This is a genomic window from Candidatus Kuenenia sp. (assembly GCF_039794105.1).
Taxonomy (GTDB): domain Bacteria; phylum Planctomycetota; class Brocadiia; order Brocadiales; family Brocadiaceae; genus Kuenenia.
This window is the reverse complement of sequence record NZ_JBDIWA010000013.1, coordinates 41,742-59,102: the sequence shown is the minus strand read 5'-3', so window position 1 is coordinate 59,102 and position 17,361 is coordinate 41,742. Positions and strand designations below refer to the sequence as shown.

At 39.5% G+C, this 17,361-nt stretch carries 19 protein-coding genes and 2 CRISPR repeat arrays; of the genes, 3 read left to right on the top strand and 16 right to left on the bottom strand.

All coding sequences use genetic code 11. The annotated features are described in order from the left end of the window. Nucleotides 1-10 precede the first annotated feature (10 nt). The 3 genes from hutH to ABJL82_RS08515 all read left to right on the top strand — a co-directional run bounded on the left by hutH (nucleotide 11) and on the right by ABJL82_RS08515 (nucleotide 3,820). Entirely contained in the window at nucleotides 11-1,543 is a 1,533-nt protein-coding gene (gene hutH / locus ABJL82_RS08525; RefSeq protein ID WP_347274307.1) for a histidine ammonia-lyase, read from the top strand. A 398-nt stretch (nucleotides 1,544-1,941) separates the two neighbouring features. After that, a complete protein-coding gene (locus ABJL82_RS08520; RefSeq protein ID WP_347274306.1) occupies nucleotides 1,942-2,601 on the top strand; it encodes a metallophosphoesterase in 660 nt (219 codons plus the stop codon). Nucleotides 2,602-2,662: 61 nt separating this feature from the next. After that, nucleotides 2,663-3,820 (top strand): glycosyltransferase family 4 protein, encoded by a 1,158-nt coding sequence (locus ABJL82_RS08515; RefSeq protein WP_347274305.1) that lies wholly within the window; start codon nucleotides 2,663-2,665, stop codon nucleotides 3,818-3,820. A 91-nt stretch (nucleotides 3,821-3,911) separates the two neighbouring features. On the opposite strand, the gene ABJL82_RS08510 is transcribed toward ABJL82_RS08515, so the two are convergent. The 16 genes from ABJL82_RS08510 to ABJL82_RS08435 form a co-directional block, all read right to left on the bottom strand. Next, the gene (locus tag ABJL82_RS08510; protein WP_347274304.1) at nucleotides 3,912-5,522 is read right to left on the bottom strand and encodes a DUF481 domain-containing protein; all 1,611 of its coding nucleotides are present in this window, start codon (nucleotides 5,520-5,522) and stop codon (nucleotides 3,912-3,914) included. Nucleotides 5,523-5,692: 170 nt separating this feature from the next. Next, nucleotides 5,693-6,325, bottom strand: coding sequence for a MarC family protein (locus ABJL82_RS08505; protein WP_347274303.1), 633 nt, complete (start codon nucleotides 6,323-6,325; stop codon nucleotides 5,693-5,695). 401 nt (nucleotides 6,326-6,726) lie between these two features. Next, nucleotides 6,727-8,283 carry a hypothetical protein gene (locus tag ABJL82_RS08500; RefSeq protein WP_347274302.1) on the bottom strand — a complete coding sequence of 519 codons (1,557 nt, stop codon included), beginning with the start codon at nucleotides 8,281-8,283 and terminating at the stop codon, nucleotides 6,727-6,729. A gap of 542 nt (nucleotides 8,284-8,825) precedes the next feature. Further along, on the bottom strand, nucleotides 8,826-9,131 hold the full coding sequence (locus tag ABJL82_RS08495; protein WP_347274301.1) for a YHS domain-containing protein: 306 nt from the start codon (nucleotides 9,129-9,131) through the stop codon (nucleotides 8,826-8,828). A 374-nt stretch (nucleotides 9,132-9,505) separates the two neighbouring features. Next, nucleotides 9,506-9,693: a CRISPR direct-repeat array (repeat unit 37 nt; unit sequence GTCGCAATCCCTTCTACATCAGGTCAATGATTTCCAC). A gap of 205 nt (nucleotides 9,694-9,898) precedes the next feature. Further along, complete coding sequence (cas2, locus tag ABJL82_RS08490) at nucleotides 9,899-10,174, bottom strand: CRISPR-associated endonuclease Cas2 (protein WP_347274300.1); 276 nt, start codon at nucleotides 10,172-10,174, stop codon at nucleotides 9,899-9,901. A 3-nt stretch (nucleotides 10,175-10,177) separates the two neighbouring features. Beyond that, nucleotides 10,178-10,474, bottom strand: a complete 297-nt coding sequence (locus ABJL82_RS08485) for a CRISPR-associated endonuclease Cas1 (RefSeq protein ID WP_347274299.1) — start codon at nucleotides 10,472-10,474, stop codon at nucleotides 10,178-10,180. After that, on the bottom strand, nucleotides 10,471-10,812 hold the full coding sequence (locus ABJL82_RS08480) for a nucleotidyltransferase domain-containing protein (RefSeq protein WP_347274298.1): 342 nt from the start codon (nucleotides 10,810-10,812) through the stop codon (nucleotides 10,471-10,473). The genes ABJL82_RS08485 and ABJL82_RS08480 overlap by 4 nt, the downstream gene beginning before the upstream one ends. Beyond that, entirely contained in the window at nucleotides 10,785-11,177 is a 393-nt protein-coding gene (locus tag ABJL82_RS08475) for a HEPN domain-containing protein (protein ID WP_347274297.1), read from the bottom strand. The genes ABJL82_RS08480 and ABJL82_RS08475 overlap by 28 nt, the downstream gene beginning before the upstream one ends. A gap of 77 nt (nucleotides 11,178-11,254) precedes the next feature. After that, on the bottom strand, nucleotides 11,255-11,599 hold the full coding sequence (locus ABJL82_RS08470) for a nucleotidyltransferase domain-containing protein (RefSeq protein ID WP_347274296.1): 345 nt from the start codon (nucleotides 11,597-11,599) through the stop codon (nucleotides 11,255-11,257). A 300-nt stretch (nucleotides 11,600-11,899) separates the two neighbouring features. Beyond that, nucleotides 11,900-12,850 (bottom strand): hypothetical protein, encoded by a 951-nt coding sequence (locus ABJL82_RS08465; RefSeq protein WP_347274295.1) that lies wholly within the window; start codon nucleotides 12,848-12,850, stop codon nucleotides 11,900-11,902. 81 nt (nucleotides 12,851-12,931) lie between these two features. Beyond that, nucleotides 12,932-13,290: direct repeats of the CRISPR family, unit length 38 nt; unit sequence AGTCGCAATCCCTTCTACATCAGGTCAATGATTTCCAC. Between the two features lie 106 nt (nucleotides 13,291-13,396). Continuing rightward, the gene (gene cas2 / locus ABJL82_RS08460; RefSeq protein ID WP_347274294.1) at nucleotides 13,397-13,672 is read right to left on the bottom strand and encodes a CRISPR-associated endonuclease Cas2; all 276 of its coding nucleotides are present in this window, start codon (nucleotides 13,670-13,672) and stop codon (nucleotides 13,397-13,399) included. A gap of 3 nt (nucleotides 13,673-13,675) precedes the next feature. Then, nucleotides 13,676-14,677: a CRISPR-associated endonuclease Cas1 gene (cas1, locus tag ABJL82_RS08455; RefSeq protein ID WP_347274293.1), complete on the bottom strand. Its 1,002-nt coding sequence runs from the start codon at nucleotides 14,675-14,677 to the stop codon at nucleotides 13,676-13,678. Between the two features lie 3 nt (nucleotides 14,678-14,680). Then, nucleotides 14,681-15,604, bottom strand: coding sequence for a reverse transcriptase domain-containing protein (locus ABJL82_RS08450; RefSeq protein ID WP_347274292.1), 924 nt, complete (start codon nucleotides 15,602-15,604; stop codon nucleotides 14,681-14,683). 2 nt (nucleotides 15,605-15,606) lie between these two features. Then, nucleotides 15,607-15,846, bottom strand: coding sequence for a CRISPR-associated protein Csx3 (locus ABJL82_RS08445; RefSeq protein ID WP_347274291.1), 240 nt, complete (start codon nucleotides 15,844-15,846; stop codon nucleotides 15,607-15,609). Nucleotides 15,847-15,856: 10 nt separating this feature from the next. Then, a complete protein-coding gene (locus tag ABJL82_RS08440; RefSeq protein WP_347274290.1) occupies nucleotides 15,857-16,405 on the bottom strand; it encodes an SAVED domain-containing protein in 549 nt (182 codons plus the stop codon). Nucleotides 16,406-16,820: 415 nt separating this feature from the next. After that, nucleotides 16,821-17,150 (bottom strand): hypothetical protein, encoded by a 330-nt coding sequence (locus ABJL82_RS08435; RefSeq protein WP_347274289.1) that lies wholly within the window; start codon nucleotides 17,148-17,150, stop codon nucleotides 16,821-16,823. Between the last annotated feature and the right edge of the window lie 211 nt (nucleotides 17,151-17,361).

Below are 17,361 nucleotides of genomic sequence, written 5' to 3'. Positions count from 1 at the left end.
TGGAGTGATTATGGTAAGTACCATCGAACTTGACGGAAATTCGTTGACGCTGGATCAATGTATTCAGATAGCCAGGAACAATAGGAAAATTCAACTGAGCAAAAACGCATTTTCCAATGTAATGGCAGCGCGTAATTGCGTGATGAAGGCATTGGAAAACAACAGGGCAATTTATGGCCTGACGACTGGATTTGGCGCTTTAAGTGAAAAGGTGATTTCACATGAACAGACAAGGCAATTGCAAAGAAACATTTTAATGAGCCATGCCGCAGGAGTAGGCAGATATTTCGACAAAGAAACTACAAGGGCAACGATGCTTTTAAAAATCAATGATCTGGCAAAAGGGCATTCCGGCGTTACCGTAGAGCTGTTAGAAACCCTCGTAGATATGTTGAATAAAGACGTCTGCCCAATGATGCCGGAAAAGGGGTCTGTTGGTGCAAGCGGAGATCTTGCCCCGCTGGCGCATATGGCATTGGTATTACTGGGGGAAGGCCATGCTTTATTTGAAGGGAAGTTATTGTGTGGCAATGATGCCATGAAATATGCGAATATTGAGCGGGTAACTCTTGAAGCGGGTGAAGGCCTGGCGCTCATAAACGGGACACAAGTAATGACTGCAATAGGGGTGATGAATGTGTACGACGCATTGAAATTATTAAAAACCGCTGACATTGCCGCAGGAATGAGCATGGAAGTGCTTCTGGCCTCCAATATCGAACTGGATAAGCGAATCCACAAAGCAAGACCACATACGGGGCAGATTATAAGCGCCAATAATCTTAGGAGGATTATACAAGACAGTGAAATAGTGTCATCGCACAAAGATTGTTTACGCATTCAGGATGCATATTCATTACGCTGTTCACCGCAGGTACATGGGGCTTCCCTTGATGCGGTGCATTATGCAAAAAAAATAATTGAAACTGAAATGAATGCCGCAACAGGCAATCCGTTGATTTTCCCGGAAGCAGATCAGATAGTTTCCGGAGGCAATTTTCATGGTCAGCCGGTTGCGCTGGCGATGGATTTTCTTTCCATTGCTCTTTCTGAAATAGCAAACATATCGGAAAGGCGCATTGAACGCCTTGTAAACCCACAACTGAGCGGGTTGCCTGCCTTTCTCATTAAAGATGCGGGGCTGAATTCCGGCTTTATGATAGCCCAATATACTGCCGCATCCCTTGTGTCGGAAAACAAATCGCTGGCGCATCCTGCAAGCGTTGATTCCATTCCTACTTCGGCAAACAAGGAAGATCATGTCAGCATGGGCACCATTTCCGCGAGGAAGTGCCGGGATATCCTGAGAAATACAGAGTTTGTGGTTGCAATTGAATTGTTATGCGCGGCTCAGGCAATGGATTTATTTACAAATCTCAGGGCAGGTTCAGGGACAATGGAGGCATACCGTTGTATCCGGCAGTATATATCACATATGGAGGAAGACCGGATCATATCTGAGGATATAAACACCATGCAAAAACTTGTGCACGAGGGTGATATCTTGCGGGAGGTTGAAAAAAAGATAGGGGCGCTTGAATAAGGGGTTTGTTTATTGCTTAAATAAAAATATTGAAATTCCTAAGCTGGCATAGTCAGAACCAAACAAGCATGATATAAAAATACGAAATTCGAAGTACGAAATACGAAACAAATTCTAATGACAAAGCATAAAATTCAAAACAAAAGCAAGATATCCCTGTCTGCGTGCAGTCACGCACAGGCAGGCAACAATTATGAAGCACTAAATGCGAGATACGAAAAAGGCATTTGTTTAGAATTTCAAATCATTTTGTCATTAGAATTTGTTTCGGATTTCGTACTTCGAATTTCGGATTTCACCAGTAAGGTACTAAACATTGACGTAGATACCGCAGGTTTGGTTTGTTGCCCGATTTTAAGGGTGTATATTTTGACAGAAGATTTTTTTGAGGTGCGACAATGAAAATCATATCATTTGGCGACATTCATGAAGACATCAGTAAACTTCCATTAATAAAACATATTGTAGAAAAAGCTGATTTGATAATTATTTCAGGCGACATTACAAACTGTCACGGCAAAAAACATGCTGAACCGGTTATAAGCGCATTGAAAAAGATAAATAATAATGTATATGCACAGTATGGGAATATGGATACCTCTGCAGTAAATAATTATCTGACTGATATCGGCATAAACCTGCATGGGAAAGGTTATTTTTTCGGAGATGTTGGTGTATTTGGCTGTGGTGCATCAAACCCAACCCCTTTTAACACTCCGTCTGAAATCAGTGAAGATGAAATAGCGGCAAATCTGTTAAAAGGATTTGACATGGTAAAGGACGCACGATGGAAAATTATGGTGTGTCACACACCGCCCAAAGATACCGCTGTTGATAGAATCAGCAATGGCATGCATGTAGGAAGCGGTGCCGCGAGGGATTTTATTGCACAGCAAAAGCCTCACGTTTGCATTTCAGGACATATACATGAGGCAAAAGGAAAAGATAAAATCGGGGACACGCTTATATTGAATGCGGGCATGTTTCGTGATGGTTGGTATATTGACGTAAATTGTAATGAAAAAACAATATCCGCTGACCTGCGGTCAATAGCATAAGGGATTTCTATCTTTAACAACAATAACAGCATAAAGTCGCTGCCAAAGGAGCCTGATTTCAATGAAGATTGCATTAGTAGTGTATCAATTTATTAAAGAAAAAGGCGGCGTTGAGCGTTATGTATGTAATTTGGCAGAGCAACTAGTCAGTAAAAAATATGAGGTGCATATATTTACGCATTGTCTTCCAGAAAAAGAAGATAACAGATATATCTTTCACTATGTACCTGCCATTTCTTTCTGGTCTCCGCTAAAGTACTGGACATTTGCCTTCAATGCCCCACGGGCGGTTAAAAAAACTGGCATACGATTTGACATTGTTCACGGGTTTACACAAACACTGTATCAGGATATTTACAGAGTAGGGGGGGGATGTCACTGGGATTATATGCTGCATACGTATCCTTCCATGCAGACCGTCTTTGGCAGGGTTTTGCTCTGCCTCAATCCAAGGCACATGAGCCTTTTACTTTTAGAGAAAATGATTTTTAAAGGGAAACGTTACAAACAAGTTACTTGTATTTCCGAGATGTGCAAAGAGGAGTTGGTGTCACATTATAAAATACCCCCTGAAGACATAGCAATTATCTACAATGGCGTGGATACAACGCTTTTTAGTCCGGATAACAGCCGGAAATACAGGGATAGCATAAGGAGCATGTATGGTGTGTCTCCGGATGATATTCTTTTGGTGTTTGTGGGTTCCGGGTTTAAGAGGAAGGGACTCATACATGTGATACATGCCTTGGCAATGGCAGATATGCCAAAAAACGTAAAACTGTTGGTTGTTGGCAGGGGAGATGAAGAAAAGTTTCGGGCAATTGCGAAGGGAAAAGGTATTTATGAACGGGTAATTTTTGCCGGCACAAGCAAAGAAATTCACAAAATATATGCGGCAGGCGATATTTTTGTTTTCCCCAGTGAGTATGATGCGTTTGGCACGGCATGCCTGGAGGCAATGGCTTCGGGTCTTCCGGTAATTGTAAGTAAGGCGAGCGGTGCATCTGAGATTATCGATGACGGCAAAGATGGGATTGTTATTGAACATCCGATCCATGCAAAAGAAATCGCGGATGCTTTGCAGATGCTTTATGATAAAGAGAATCGGAAGCAAATGGGACTGGCAGCAAGGAATATATCTGAAAAGTATTCATTAGAAGTAAATATCAACAAAACGTTGTCGGTATATCGGGGCCTTGTGTGTGACAGTAACTTTTAATACCATACTCGGCAGTCGGCAAATTGCAGATTGCCGACTGTAGACTGAGGATTGTTTTTAGCGCAGTTCAAGCGTAGTATTAATGATGTTTCTAAAAGTTGTATCCAATGCTTCCAATAAGAGTGGTATCATCTTTTTTATTAGCCCCGGAAGGGGTATTATCATACTGGTTTATTAATACCGTGCTTAGTGACAAACCATTCGTCAAGTTATGCTTTATTCCCAAACTTGAATCTAATCGCCAATCTTCCTGATCTTCAACGCTTGTGGTGTATTCATTTTTTGCATATAACTTTGTAGAACTCAGCGTCTGCCAGTCAAAATAATGCCCAAACCGTAAACCGAAATTGTTTTCCGTGATACCTCCGTGATATCTTTCATGGGTAAATGCAGGGCCTCCTTCAAGTCGATATTGAATTCTTTCACTACTAAACAAACGATACCCAGGCCCAAAAGAGGAAATCGTCCTGTAATTTAAATTTTCAAGTTCATCATGTTCAAAATATTCCTGCAAAAACAGATATACCTTGAAAGAGGTGTTATATTCGTATTTCAATGTCACTTTTTGCTCATTGGCGGTTTCTTCAGACCCACCGGAATCTTTGTTCTTCTTTGTTTCAAAAATGGCAAGCATATCGAAAAATATTTTGTCGTGTTTCCTTTCGTTTGAATATCCCATTTTCAGGTGCGTTGTCGTGGATTCTGTATTTCCTGTTTTAATGTTAATGCCGGATTCAACGCTCCCTTTCCATGTTTTTTGAGGAGAAGAATCTTTTTTGGACTCATCTACCGCCAGTGTAACGGTTTTATCCTTATCACCGACAATTGGTGGTGCGGTATCGCCTTCCTTTTCGGATGTATGCGTATCTGATGGTATTGCCTGTTTGGGTATTAAATATGAAGATGGTTCTTTTTGTGCGGTTATTATTTCATCGAGGGTATGAGTGGCATCTAATAGTTTAAAAGCATCAACGTTTATTTTTTTGATGGATACATATTCACCGTTTACAGTTTTGAGAATCGAGAACTGAGTGGGTTTGTTTTCATGATAATAGACTTTTATAATTTCGTTATTACTGGAAAAAACACTGACGTTCTCTAATCGGATAGTACAGATGTTTTCTCCGTCCTGCAAAAAGGTTATGGAATTATCGGTAATTTTCATAAGTTTCCCTTTTATGTATATCCCGTCAACGGTTATCAATTCATCAGGAAGCGTCTGAGATGTTGAGGTACGCAGCTTGTTTTGCATGTGTATTTTTGTATTTGCAGATTTGATGTGCCTGAGGGTTTTTATGGCGTCAATGTCTTCATCATCAGGGGCGTAAACGCTATATTTGTTTTCAGTAAAACCATGTGCATTTTTACTATGCGAATTATTAAATGCCATATGAAGCGAAGAAATAGCGCCTGCCGGAATAGAGAGTATTAGTTTGTTATTTGCATAGGCGTCCACTTTACATGGAATGGTTATATCATCCACATTTAAGGAAACATGACCGGAGGTGTAAGTATCGTCGGGAAACTGCATTATTAAAGATTTAAGATCGCTTTCTGACAACTCTGCGGTTACATAATTTCCCTCAAAACCGACAATTTCAATATCGATGCTTTTGTCGGCATTCTTCAAAAATAAAGAATCTCCGTATGCAGCGGAACAAACACTTATAAGCAAAATTATTACAGGGAAAGAAAGCTTCATTGTTGATTGCATTTGCAGAATTGATAAAAAGTAACAATTTATTTTTTTGAAAAATTCCAATAATAGCGATGTTTGGCACAGAGTAGGGGCGAAGCATTTGCTATAAATTGTCATAAATAAGTGCATACCCAAACTGGCAAATGCTTCGCCCCTACTCTGTAAAATTGAAATTATGCGAGCGAAGGGAATAATTCACGCAGGCCGTTTGCTATAATTTCTATTGCGATTGCGGTCAGAATCAAACCAAATAAACGATTAAGGACATTGAGCCCTATCGGGCCTAATGTCCTGCCTATAGGGCTTGCAAGGCGAAGCACTATCCAGAGCAGTATGCAGGTGATAATAATACATAGTATTACCGCCGCCCAGTGATAAGCGGAGGAAGAACGGTGCATTTCTATTATAACAGTGCTTATTGAGCCGGGACCTGCTAGCAGTGGAATGGCAAGGGGAACGACGGCAATTGCCGCCTTGTTCTCTGCCGCTGCCTCTTCTGTGGGGCTTGTTTTTACTTTATCGGTCTGTGCTCTTAGCATTGCCAATGCCATTATAAACAATACAATGCCGCCACCGACTCTAAAAGAAGCAAGGCTTGTGCCAAAGGTCTTTAATAATGATTCACCGCTAATGGCAGAGGAAATGAGGACAAGGGCTACCGTTATTATGGTAACAAGCACGACCCGTGCTTTTTGTGGTTGGCTGTATCCCTGTGTAAGGCTTAAAAATAGGGGGATAGCTGCAAAAGGGTCCAGTATTACCATGAGGGCTGTTAAAAATCGCGTGTATTCCGTCCAATGTTCCATATAGTATTATCCTGTAAAAAATTCTTTATTAATGTAACACTTTAGTTTTTTGAAAATTTTCCAACAATTGCAGTGTAGGGACGAAGCATTTGCTCTAAATTGTCATAAATGCGTTCATACCCAAGCTGGCAAATGCTTCGTCCCTACTTTTTCAAAAAACTAAAGTGTTACATTTTAATAGTTCTGCCCCATTTTTTAACTATCCCAGGTAAGAGAAAGAACACCCAGCCTCTCAAGCATGGGAAATACAAAAATCACCTCATGGGAAAAGATTTAGAATATCAGACTATAATCAAAGAAAAAAGCATGGACAGTATTGAATTGTCCATGCTTTTTTTGTGTAAAAATAATTGTCTAACGAATGTTGCTTACCAACCCGCAACTGTCTGGTAAGTTTCTTTTTAGTCTACATTAACGTCAAGTATTGATTGTAAATCGCCAGAGGAAAACTTTATGCTAATATTGTCCTTTTTTGATGTTTTCCTGGCGCCTGTCACCGTAAATACTGCCTTACCTGCTTCGTCTGTCAATATTGCGGTGGATGAAATCTTTACCTTGCTGCCATCCTTTTGGACAATTGCGTCAATCTTGGCATCTACTGCGGGGCTTCCGTTTTTACATTTTGCCTTGACTGTTACTTCGCTGCTTTCTCCTTCTTTGAGTTTAAGCTTTTTATCAGGATTTGTTGTTAAACTGCCAAGACTGCATGCTTCTGCCTGAACCTTTACCTCTAGTTTAGCGCTGAGTTTTTCAGCCTTAAATTTAATTTCTGCCGGCTCTGTATCGGTTTTCATATCACCGGACACAGTAAAAACTGCCTTTCCATTTTTGTCTGTTTCAGCGCTTTTGGGAGTAAGCGTTATATATTTCTTGCCTTTTATTACCTCGGCTTCCAGTTTAACTCCCTCTGCCGGACTATCGTCCTTGCACTTTACTTTAACGGTAATGCGGGCATTTTTGCCTTTTTCAAGGGTTAATTTTTTATCTGGAAGCGTTATTACTGTTTTTGGTTTGCAAGGAGTTGTTATTTCAGTAGTTTCCTTTGTAGATGTTGTTTTAGCGGTGTCTGCGGAGGTTTCCTCTTCCGTTAAAGAAGTATCTTCTACTTCATCTTCATCGGTGGATAGGGATTCATCAACTATTTCTTCGGTAGATGACTTCTCACGTTCTTCTTCCACCAGGGAAGCGTCCACGGTTTCTTCTTCAGAACCGGCTTCTGTGTCTGCTTCTGCTTCTGCTTCTGTTTTAACCTTTACCTCGAGAATTGTTTTAATATCATCTGCGGAAAATTTGATGGTAGGTGCATCTTTCTTTGTTTTACTGATACCGGAAACGGTAAAGACGGCTTTGCCGCTTTCATCGGTTAATGCGCTGGAAGAGGAAAGTTTTATGCTATCACTGCCCTTCTGTATGATAGCATCCACCTTAACATCAGCCGCGGGGCTTCCATTGTTGCATTTTAACCTTACGGTTATATCGCTGCTTTGCCCTACTAAAAGTGTTACCTTGTTCTCAGGATTTGTCTTTATAGTATCCAACTTGCATTCTTCAGCCTGAACCTTTACCTCTAGCGTAGTGCTAAGTTTGTCTGCCTTGAATTTGATTTCAGCATTTTCCGTTTCTGTCTTCTTATCTCCCGTGATAGTAAATACGGCCTTGCCATTTTCGTCTGTTACCGCACTTTTTGGAGAAAGGGATATGTTTTTGTTGCCTTTTAATACATTAGTCTCTATGGCAACACCGGAAGCCGGGCTGTCGTCCTTGCATTTTAACCTTAGAATGACATTGGCGCTCTTGCCTTTTTTGATGGTAAGTGTCTTTTCCGGGCTAGTTTGCATAGACTTTGGCTTACAATCAGAGGCGATTGTACTGTTTGTTGGGATAATAGCCGAAATAAATGAAACACAAATGAAAACAATACTATACAAAAAAATATTTCTGCACGTAATTCCGTTCATGCGCCTTTCTCCTAATCTTCTTTTCAAAATGTTTTGCGGTAGAGAATAAAGTAAATTTCCAGTTTTTTAATGTAAGAGCGGGATAATATTTATGGGTTATTTGATGTGTGACAAAGAAAGAAAAAAACACGCTATTCCGATAGATATGTTTATTGATATGAGTGAACATTATAAATACCCTATTGAGAAAATGCAACGTTAAAAGTAAATGAGCGTAACAATTTAGCTCTTTGTAAAAGGGAGCGCATCGCCCTTGTGATCGGCATTATGCGGGGGATAAACCACCCGCGCTGCCACACTTCCTTTTATTATTTAGTTTTTGAAAAAGGTATCGTACCTCTTGGGAGGGGATTGAGCCAAATTTATTTCTTTGCATTTTTTGGGCAAAATATTTAATTGTTCCTTCTACAGTCAGCAGTCGGCGGTTGACCAATGACCAATAAAAACAGGCTGGATATTATATCCAGCCTGTTTTTATTGGTCATATACGACGATGAATCAATGAGTGGCTGATTCAGATAGGGTAAAAACGAAAGAATGTATTACTGTCCGGTTCTCTCGTTAAAAACTTTCTTACACTGTTCTGAACAGAAGTAATATACCTCCCCTTTGAATTCTGATGAAGGGGAATTTTTCAAATCCTTAACTTCCATTCCGCAAATGGGATCTTTTGCAATACCTTCCTGCCCCTCTTTTTTTGTTTCGTGCTTATGTGGCGGACTCGGCTTGTGGCTGACATTACTGCCGCATCCTCCACAGCTTGCCCATGAAGCAGCGCTTATGCAAAAGATGCTAATGCAAGTAATAAAAAAGATGGTTGCCCTGTTTGTACAAAAATATTTTTTCATAAATAAATCTCCTAAAAAAATACACTTGATTTATAACTTAAAATAATACAGCAACGCCTCCTTTCGAAATAAAGAAAATTGGGTAACAGTTTCGCTTACCGCATAGAACGCTGAGACTTTGTCGTGATCTCAGTCGAACGACCGCAGAGGTTTTTAGGGGATAAAAACAGAAAATTATGCAGGTGCCCATTTTATTTGTTTTCTCCGCGTTCTCCGCGCCCTCTGCTTTTCGGAAAACTTTTCGACATCTTTAACCACACCCTCAAATAAACCCATTGCTTTTTGCCACACAATCAAATCTCTGAAATCCCTCATTTATGCGCCTCCTTTCATAATTCTAAATATTTTCCCTTTTACTCCGCCTTAAGCGGGCAGTCGCAATCCCTTCTACATCAGGTCAATGATTTCCACAACATCATTGAAACTAGGATGGAATCTAATAACACGGTCGCAATCCCTTCTACATCAGGTCAATGATTTCCACGTGAATAAAATACTTTTGGTTTATTGGTTTATTGTCATACGTCGCAATCCCTTCTACATCAGGTCAATGATTTCCACAGCGGCATATGTAAGCCTATTAGAAATAAATACTTGCAAGTCCATTTCCTGTAACCTCCTTGATCTGTAATCATTACACATCGAAATTTTCCTACTTTTTTACAAAAAATTGTCCTAAAGTATTAGAATACAATTGATTATGATTTTCCTGTAACCACCCCCTTTTTAAACCATGTTTTCAAAATCCGTTAAATGCTTATTACGTTTTAAATTACGTATATATTTTCAATTTTCGAGACTTTTCCCTTCCCCATTACCTTTATCTCCTTTTCGCATCCGGCGCAAACAGAATAGATACGAATGCTGTCGTCTTTTTCAGTGATTATCTTCTGTATCCTTTTTATCATCTTGTCTAAAAGTTTGTCATCTAAAATACATTCAAACACACTATACTGGACACGGTCGCCAAAGTCTTCAAGAATTTTTGCGAGCTTTGTCCTTCTTTTCGTCTCTGGTATATCATAGGAAACCAGATAAAACATCAATCATATCTCCAACAAAAATGAGGTATAAGGAATATCGTTTTGTAGATGGGATGCCAAATGTTCCGCTTGTATGCGAAAACATTTTCTGAGGGTGGTATTTTCTTTCTGCTGTGGATGAAGAAATTCCCTGTTTAACATTGTTTCATATTCAACAAAATACCGTTTTAATGACTCGCGTTTCAGATACACGCCTTCCGTCTTTGGGTTTGCATAGAAATCTTCCTGCCCAAATATCCGGTTATTGATAAGAGTAAGGATAAAACGATCTGCAACGGGAGCGCGAAACTCTTCCATCATGATTTATTCGATTCGCTATTCAACGGAATTTCTATAGCATCTTTTAAGATTTCGTTCACGAATGGATTATCTTCAGTAAAATCTTCCGGCCTAAATGGATGCGGTTCAATACGGGAATCTATTTTTATCATATATGGATTGACCTTTTTCCTGTCATAAAATCCAATCCCGGTAAAGTCCGTTGAAATTAATGCAATATCAATATCGCTCCATTTGTTTGCGTTTCCCTTTGCATAAGAGCCAAAGAGTATTGCCCTCTCTATGTGCAATCCACTGGCGGAGACCATGCTTAGGAATCTTTTAAGCTTTTCTAATATTTCATCTGAGACAACAACCAATGATACAACTCCTTTATTTTTAAAAATTGTTCTTCTGTAAATTCCATGGTGCACATTTGATAAAATTTAAATTTCAAATCCGGATATCGGGTTTCTATATTGAAATCGTTGATATCCGCAAAAAGTGTTAGTTGCTCCTTTGTAAAAGAGATTCCCGTGTTCTCCGCGAGTCTCACTAAATTGTGAATCTTTGGTGGGATTTCTTTTTTGCTTTGCACATAAAAGGACTTGAGGACTTTTTCAATAACCAGATGACCGATAAATAAACACCAGTCGTACTTGCGATTTTGGAAAAGTGTTTCAGCGGCTTCCATGTCATGGGCAGCGGTCTTAAGCCAATAATCAACATGTTCCTTAATGTCCATGTGTTTAAGTAATTCCTCTTTACTTGTTATGTTTGAGTTAAAAGGGTTTTTATTAACATAGGCGAAGTATTAATTGTTTATCTCTGGTTACGCAGTGACCTCCTGAATCGTATCTCATCCTTTTCACGAAGCACTCTGTGTGCAACTTTACAGAGTGCTTCATTATCAGTCTCTACCAGATGGATTCCTTTCAACGATTCCTGAACGACAAAGGGCGATTCATCTTCATTGTCAAGTCTCAAGATGGAAATCTGTCTTTCGGTGGACATAAGAATTTTGTCTATTATCTCTATCTCCTCTTTCTCATCCCTTGCCCTTATGAATACCGCCAGGTCAATATCCGATCGTTTGTGTGGCGTCCCTCTTTGCATATGAACCGTAGAGAAGTGCAACAGAGATTTTGTCTTCTTTTCTGAGTTCACAGAGAACTTCTTTCAGGGGTTTTAATTCTTTTTCTATATATTCATGGAACCTCAAAACCATACCTTTCTCAATTCATCATTGTTCATTAATTTCTGTCCCTTCTACATCAGGTCAATGATTCCGACCGTACCCCTTTTAACCACAATGAATACAAACACTTGCAAGACCATTTCCTGTAACCACCTCCTTTTTTGCAAAGTTTTCGAGTTTCGTTAAATGCCTTTACTGTAAAAATATAAGGTTCAAATCTCCAAAAGAGCTTATTTAAAAGAGAACTAAAAACTACCGTGAGGCTCTCATCATTTTAGGAGATCTTCTAAATAATTGGCTTTCCATGTATCTGGCTCGTGTAGCTCAGAATGGCCAGGCCGTCCTCCATGTCCATCGTCAGTAGCTATTTGATTAATCATCGTCATACCATCACTGAGCGTTCTGCCCTCACCTCGCCGGTTTGGAAAAGTACCTGCTGGAGTTTGAACAAGGTCGATGGTAGAGAAAACGTTATAAAACATTCCGATATTACGGAGATCAGGTAGATACTCTAAACGAACGGGTGTGCCAAGGGTAATTAACTTTCTCATTTTCAAACCAAGTCTGGTAGCAAGAAAGCCGACATTGCCGCCGTGACTGTGCGCAATGATGTCGAGGTTCGTACATGGATGAGACCCAACCCAGGCAACAAGATCGCTGGCGGCCTTGACTCTCTCTTTATGGTCGTTTGCCCCGGACCAGGAAAATGAATCCTTTCCACCATATACGTTACCCGTTATTCCATTAACGTAATTCCAGAAATTACCGCCGCGTTGCCACCATGTGCTCGTGGCAGCCCAGGTGCCGTGAATGATAATTGTCATGTCCTGTCGTTGTACAGCTTTCATCACTTTTTGAGCTGGCTGAATCAGCCTTGCACTCAGCTCTTCAAAATTACGAAGGAGTGATGGATGTTTGACTGACTCATCGGTAGCTATATTCCACGCAAGGTTAACAGGCTTTTCTGCAATAAGGAAACGCGCATAATTCCTGGCGCTTGCCTCGTTTTCTTTCAGTATCGTCAAATCTAAGTCATCGGGGAGTAACGATAACACGTACAATCCAAGCATCGCTAAATCGGGAGTAGAACTTGCCAGCAACCGTTGCACATCATTGAGAGAAACCTCATCCGGATAAAGAGATTTGGTTGTCCGTGGCATTTCAAGCAGTCTTGATATGCGAGTGACTAATTCTTCTTCTTCTTCTTTCAACAATTGCATATTATTTTCCTCCTGAGTGGTGAATCATCAATAATGTTCAATTATCAATGAATCCCTTCTTCATGTCCTCATTCCTAATTAACTTCCAGTCCCTTCTACATCAGGTCAATGATTTCCACCGGAGCATGTCGGATTTACAGACCTTCGTGTCTTTATAGAGTCGCAATCCCTTCTACATCAGGTCAATGATTTCCACGCTCTCATCAGAATTACGAGACAAAGCGTAAGCGCGCAATAAATAGTCGCAATCCCTTCTACATCAGGTCAATGATTTCCACATGTTGGATGTCATGGTAAGTGAAATAATAAGCGAGAAGAAAGTCGCAATCCCTTCTACATCAGGTCAATGATTTCCACATCAATTGTTATTCCTGTCGCCGGAGAAATAAATATTGAATTTCTAGTCGCAATCCCTTCTACATCAGGTCAATGATTTCCACAGCGGCATATGTAAGCCTATTAGAAATAAATACTTGCAAGTCCATTTCCTGTAACCACCCCCTTTTTAAGCCATGTTTTCAAAATCCGTTAAATGCTTATTACGTTTTAAATTACGTATATATTTTCAATCTTCGAGACTTTTCCCTTCCCCATTACCTTTATCTCCTTTTCGCATCCGGCGCAAACAGAATAAATACGAATGCTGTCGTCTTCCTCATTTATTATTTTCTGTATCCTTTTTACCAGTTTATTTAACAGTTTTATATCTAAAATACATTCAAACACACTATACTGGACACGGTCGCCAAAGTCTTCAAGAATTTTTGCGAGCTTTGTCCTTCTTTTCGTCTCTGGTATATCATAGGAAACCAGATAAAACACCAATCATATCTCCATTACAAATGAAGTATAAGGAATATTATTTTGTATATGAGACGTTAAATTCTCCGCTTGTATGCGAAAACATTTTCTGAGGGTGGTATTTTCTTTCTGCTGTGGATGAAGAAATTCCCTGTTTAACATTGTTTCATATTCAACAAAATACCGTTTTAATGACTCGCGTTTCAGATACACGCCTTCCGTCTTTGGGTTTGCATAGAAATCTTCCTGCCCAAATATCCGGTTATTGATAAGATTAAGGATAAAACGATCTGCAACGGGAGCGCGAAACTCTTCCATCAGGTCAGACGCAAGGGAAGACCTGCCATAATCAATTCCGTGATAGTACCCAAGATAAGGATCGAAACCCAGACCGTCAAGGAGGGATGATATTTCATTAAAGATCATAGTATAACTTAATGAAAGCAATGCATTCACGGGATCAGTTGAGGGGTATTTTTTCCGTCCGGGAAAATCAAACGTATGAAGGATCATTTTCCCAAAAGAAGCAAAATACGTCCTGGCGGCGTTTCCCTCTATACCAAAAAGCTGGCTGATGTTCGCCGCTGATTCCACCTCTTTTAATCGCAGGCGAAGATCAGCCATCTCTGTTTCAAAGGCATTGTTTGGATGATTATACGAAAACGACCGTACCAGTTGTATGCAATTTTGTATCTTCCCACAAACAATTGCCTTTGCAAAAGCCAGTTGAAAGTCATCATCCCAGTATCGTTTAAACTGTTGAACACGAAGGGTAATATTTTTGGTCGCAGGGGAGGTTCTCTGTCCAATAAGTTTGCCCGTTCTCGTGAGAATAGCCATTTCTATACCATGCTCAAAGAGTTCGTGCACTGCTTGTGTGGTAAACTGCACATTTCCAAATATGAGCACGGCGTCTATTTTATGGCATTGGACTTCAAGAAGTACCTTGTCGTCCTTTTCAATAATCAACCGGTCACCGCTTTTCCGTAAAATGGAATTCTGTTCAGTCAGGTAGAGATTTGCCATATTTTACATTGTTCTCTTTTGCTGAAAGTAGACATCAAGGTCTAATGGGTTTGGATAGAACAAAACCTTCCGTTCCTTTTTTGGCCGGTCAAAAGGCACCATGATCATACTTTTTACAAAAATAACTCCCAGGAATTTAAAACCCTGGTCAAAGCTAATCACCTGTTCCTCGTCCAATTCCAAAAGAAGTTTTTCCAATATTTTTTTAGTTAATTGGAGTGATTCTTGTGCCATTACAGGATTTTTGCAAAGGATGATAAAATCATCCGAAAATCGAACAAGTTTGTATCCGTTGCTGGTAAGTTCTTCATCAAATTCATCAAGGTATAGATTTGCAAGAATCGGAGAAATGGGAGAACCTTGCGGTATGCCTTTTTTTATTGTGGTTACTCTTTCTCCATCCCATACTTCTCCATTTAGCCAAAGCCCAACCAGATTTTGAATGCAAGGATCATGAATATAACATTTGAATTTTGAAAGAAGAGCAGAATGATCCACACTATCGAAAAACGCATCGATATCTGCATCCACTACCCACTTATAACCCTGTTCATAATACTCCTTGACTTTATAAACTGCTTGTTTTACGGAACGTCCCTTCCGGTAGGCAAAACTACACTCTTCAAACTCTTTTTCAAGAACAGGTTCAATGAGTTGCAATACGGCTGCCTGTATTATCCGGTCTCTCACTGAGGGGATGCACAACGCCCTTGCCTCTCCGTTTCCTTTATCAACCAGAATTTTTAAAAGGGGGAGAGGAAAGTACGTTTGTTCCGTAAGCTCCTTGTGCATAATTTTTAGATTTAGATCAAGGTTTCCTTCATAACGTTCGATAGTAACGCCGTCCGCACCGGCACAACCATGGTTTTCCTTGACGGCATCAAAAGCTGAATATAACGATGAAAGACTTAAGGCAAATTCATTCATACTCAGAATGGGTCATGATCAAATATGACAACATCACCGGTAACAGGTGAACGATAGATCAATTTCTTTGCTTTTCCGTGCAAAGCATGAGCAACCGCTAAATAAAGCCAAACAGGGGCGCTGCCAGTCAAAACAACTTCGTTTCCTTCGCCGGCTTGTTCAAGGGCTTTCTGAATATAAACAGGTAAATCACTTAATTTCGCAATATTACTATAAAAAATATCAAGATCAATTATAACCACGTCAATGTTCCTACTTAATTAGTGGACACCAGTATTGGTAAACCGCCGGAACGGATGGAGTAGATTTGTGGTAAAGTTTTACTGGCTTCCAGTGATCAAACATAGCGCCTGATAAAATGCCTGAAACTACAGGGCCTTGTATGAATAGATGAACTTCTGTGTTTCCCTGAAGATCAAAGAGATGCCTTTTTTCTCTTAGTCGATTAATCAATGTCTCTATGTCGCTTTGGGAATTTATGCCGTTCATATTAATTTCGTCTACCTCCATTTTCCAACCCATGGTATTCAAAAATTGTTCTACATCTTTTTTAATAGATGGCGTTTGAGGTACAAGTGACAAGGCTAGAGCAATGGGATTACAGGTTTGCACCCCTTCATAAAATTTAATTTTATCCTGAAAATTTTCAATCTTTGGAGCAGTCCTTGCGAGTTCCTTTAATCTTCTATTTTGCATCATAAGACGAAAAGAGGCATAACCAGCAAAAATCATTGTGATAATGCTGATAATACTCTCAAAAGGCTCAAGTGATTCTACAAATTTTTTAATTAAATCCCACATTGAAAGACCCTCTCCCTTTCTCACGAGACTTTACGGTATTTATTTGAATAGTAAGCCTTACTGATGTTAGGAGCCTAATTTAGCAATACGTTTACACCCAAAGTTATAGACACGTTGACAGTCACGCCTCACGATCTTAAATCCCTTATTCATCAGGTCAATGTTTCTCACACGAGCAATATCTTTGACGAGGATGATCTGATTACTCTGTCGCAATCCCTTATTCATTAGGTCAAGAATCTTCATTAGTCGTAACAAAGCACGTGTAGCGGAAGCTGCTCGATCGCAATCCCTTCTACGTCAGGTCAGCCCGAACGGAGATAAAGATAAAGTGAAGGTGAGAAGGTAATTACTAATGGCTTTATTATTCTTTTATTCCTCCCTTTATTCCTCCCTCCGATGTTATTCGTTAAAGTTATTTCTTCCCATGTGGAAATGTCGATAAGATTGTAAAAACGTCGTTAACAAGTCTTAATGGTAGATTACATATTGAATGGTAAGAGTATTTGCATATTTCTTTATAATCTTCTTCAGTAATTGCTCCAGGAGCAGCGTATATTATAATCGGTATTTGTTTGCTTTTTGAAGCTGATAATATATTTTGAAATCCATCCATTCCGGGTGAATATCCTACAATAATTAAACCATGGTTCTTTATGCGATCCGTATTTTGGTGTTTGTCGGTGGGGTCTTCTGGTATGTTAAAAAACTTGCTATCTCTTAAAAGTTTTGTTTCAAGCTCCATACTTTGATCTCTTGATTTAAAGATCATTATTGGTCTTTTCCTATTTTTAAACAATCTTCTTTCCTTTAGAAAGAAAAACCTGAAAAAACAAAAAAATAAAATCACATTGGATATTAGAATCCAGATTATAGTATATACATCAAAGGCTGTAGCTAAGTTATTAAAAAAATTTAACATAATATTCATTCCTTTATTAGTGAGTATTGACTTT

Excerpts from the sequence above, each read along its gene's own strand:
- hutH (WP_347274307.1), top strand. The coding sequence starts at position 11 with ATGGTAAGTACCATCGAACTTGACGGAAATTCGTTGACGCTGGATCAA.
- ABJL82_RS08520 (WP_347274306.1), top strand. The coding sequence starts at position 1,942 with ATGAAAATCATATCATTTGGCGACATTCATGAAGACATCAGTAAACTT.
- ABJL82_RS08515 (WP_347274305.1), top strand. The coding sequence starts at position 2,663 with ATGAAGATTGCATTAGTAGTGTATCAATTTATTAAAGAAAAAGGCGGC.
- ABJL82_RS08510 (WP_347274304.1), bottom strand. The coding sequence starts at position 5,522 with ATGAAGCTTTCTTTCCCTGTAATAATTTTGCTTATAAGTGTTTGTTCC.
- ABJL82_RS08505 (WP_347274303.1), bottom strand. The coding sequence starts at position 6,325 with ATGGAACATTGGACGGAATACACGCGATTTTTAACAGCCCTCATGGTA.
- ABJL82_RS08500 (WP_347274302.1), bottom strand. The coding sequence starts at position 8,283 with ATGAACGGAATTACGTGCAGAAATATTTTTTTGTATAGTATTGTTTTC.
- ABJL82_RS08495 (WP_347274301.1), bottom strand. The coding sequence starts at position 9,131 with ATGAAAAAATATTTTTGTACAAACAGGGCAACCATCTTTTTTATTACT.
- cas2 (WP_347274300.1), bottom strand. The coding sequence starts at position 10,174 with ATGTTTTATCTGGTTTCCTATGATATACCAGAGACGAAAAGAAGGACA.
- ABJL82_RS08485 (WP_347274299.1), bottom strand. The coding sequence starts at position 10,474 with ATGATGGAAGAGTTTCGCGCTCCCGTTGCAGATCGTTTTATCCTTACT.
- ABJL82_RS08475 (WP_347274297.1), bottom strand. The coding sequence starts at position 11,177 with ATGGACATTAAGGAACATGTTGATTATTGGCTTAAGACCGCTGCCCAT.
- ABJL82_RS08465 (WP_347274295.1), bottom strand. The coding sequence starts at position 12,850 with ATGCAATTGTTGAAAGAAGAAGAAGAAGAATTAGTCACTCGCATATCA.
- cas1 (WP_347274293.1), bottom strand. The coding sequence starts at position 14,677 with ATGGCAAATCTCTACCTGACTGAACAGAATTCCATTTTACGGAAAAGC.
- ABJL82_RS08450 (WP_347274292.1), bottom strand. The coding sequence starts at position 15,604 with ATGAATGAATTTGCCTTAAGTCTTTCATCGTTATATTCAGCTTTTGAT.
- ABJL82_RS08440 (WP_347274290.1), bottom strand. The coding sequence starts at position 16,405 with ATGTGGGATTTAATTAAAAAATTTGTAGAATCACTTGAGCCTTTTGAG.
- ABJL82_RS08435 (WP_347274289.1), bottom strand. The coding sequence starts at position 17,150 with ATGGAGCTTGAAACAAAACTTTTAAGAGATAGCAAGTTTTTTAACATA.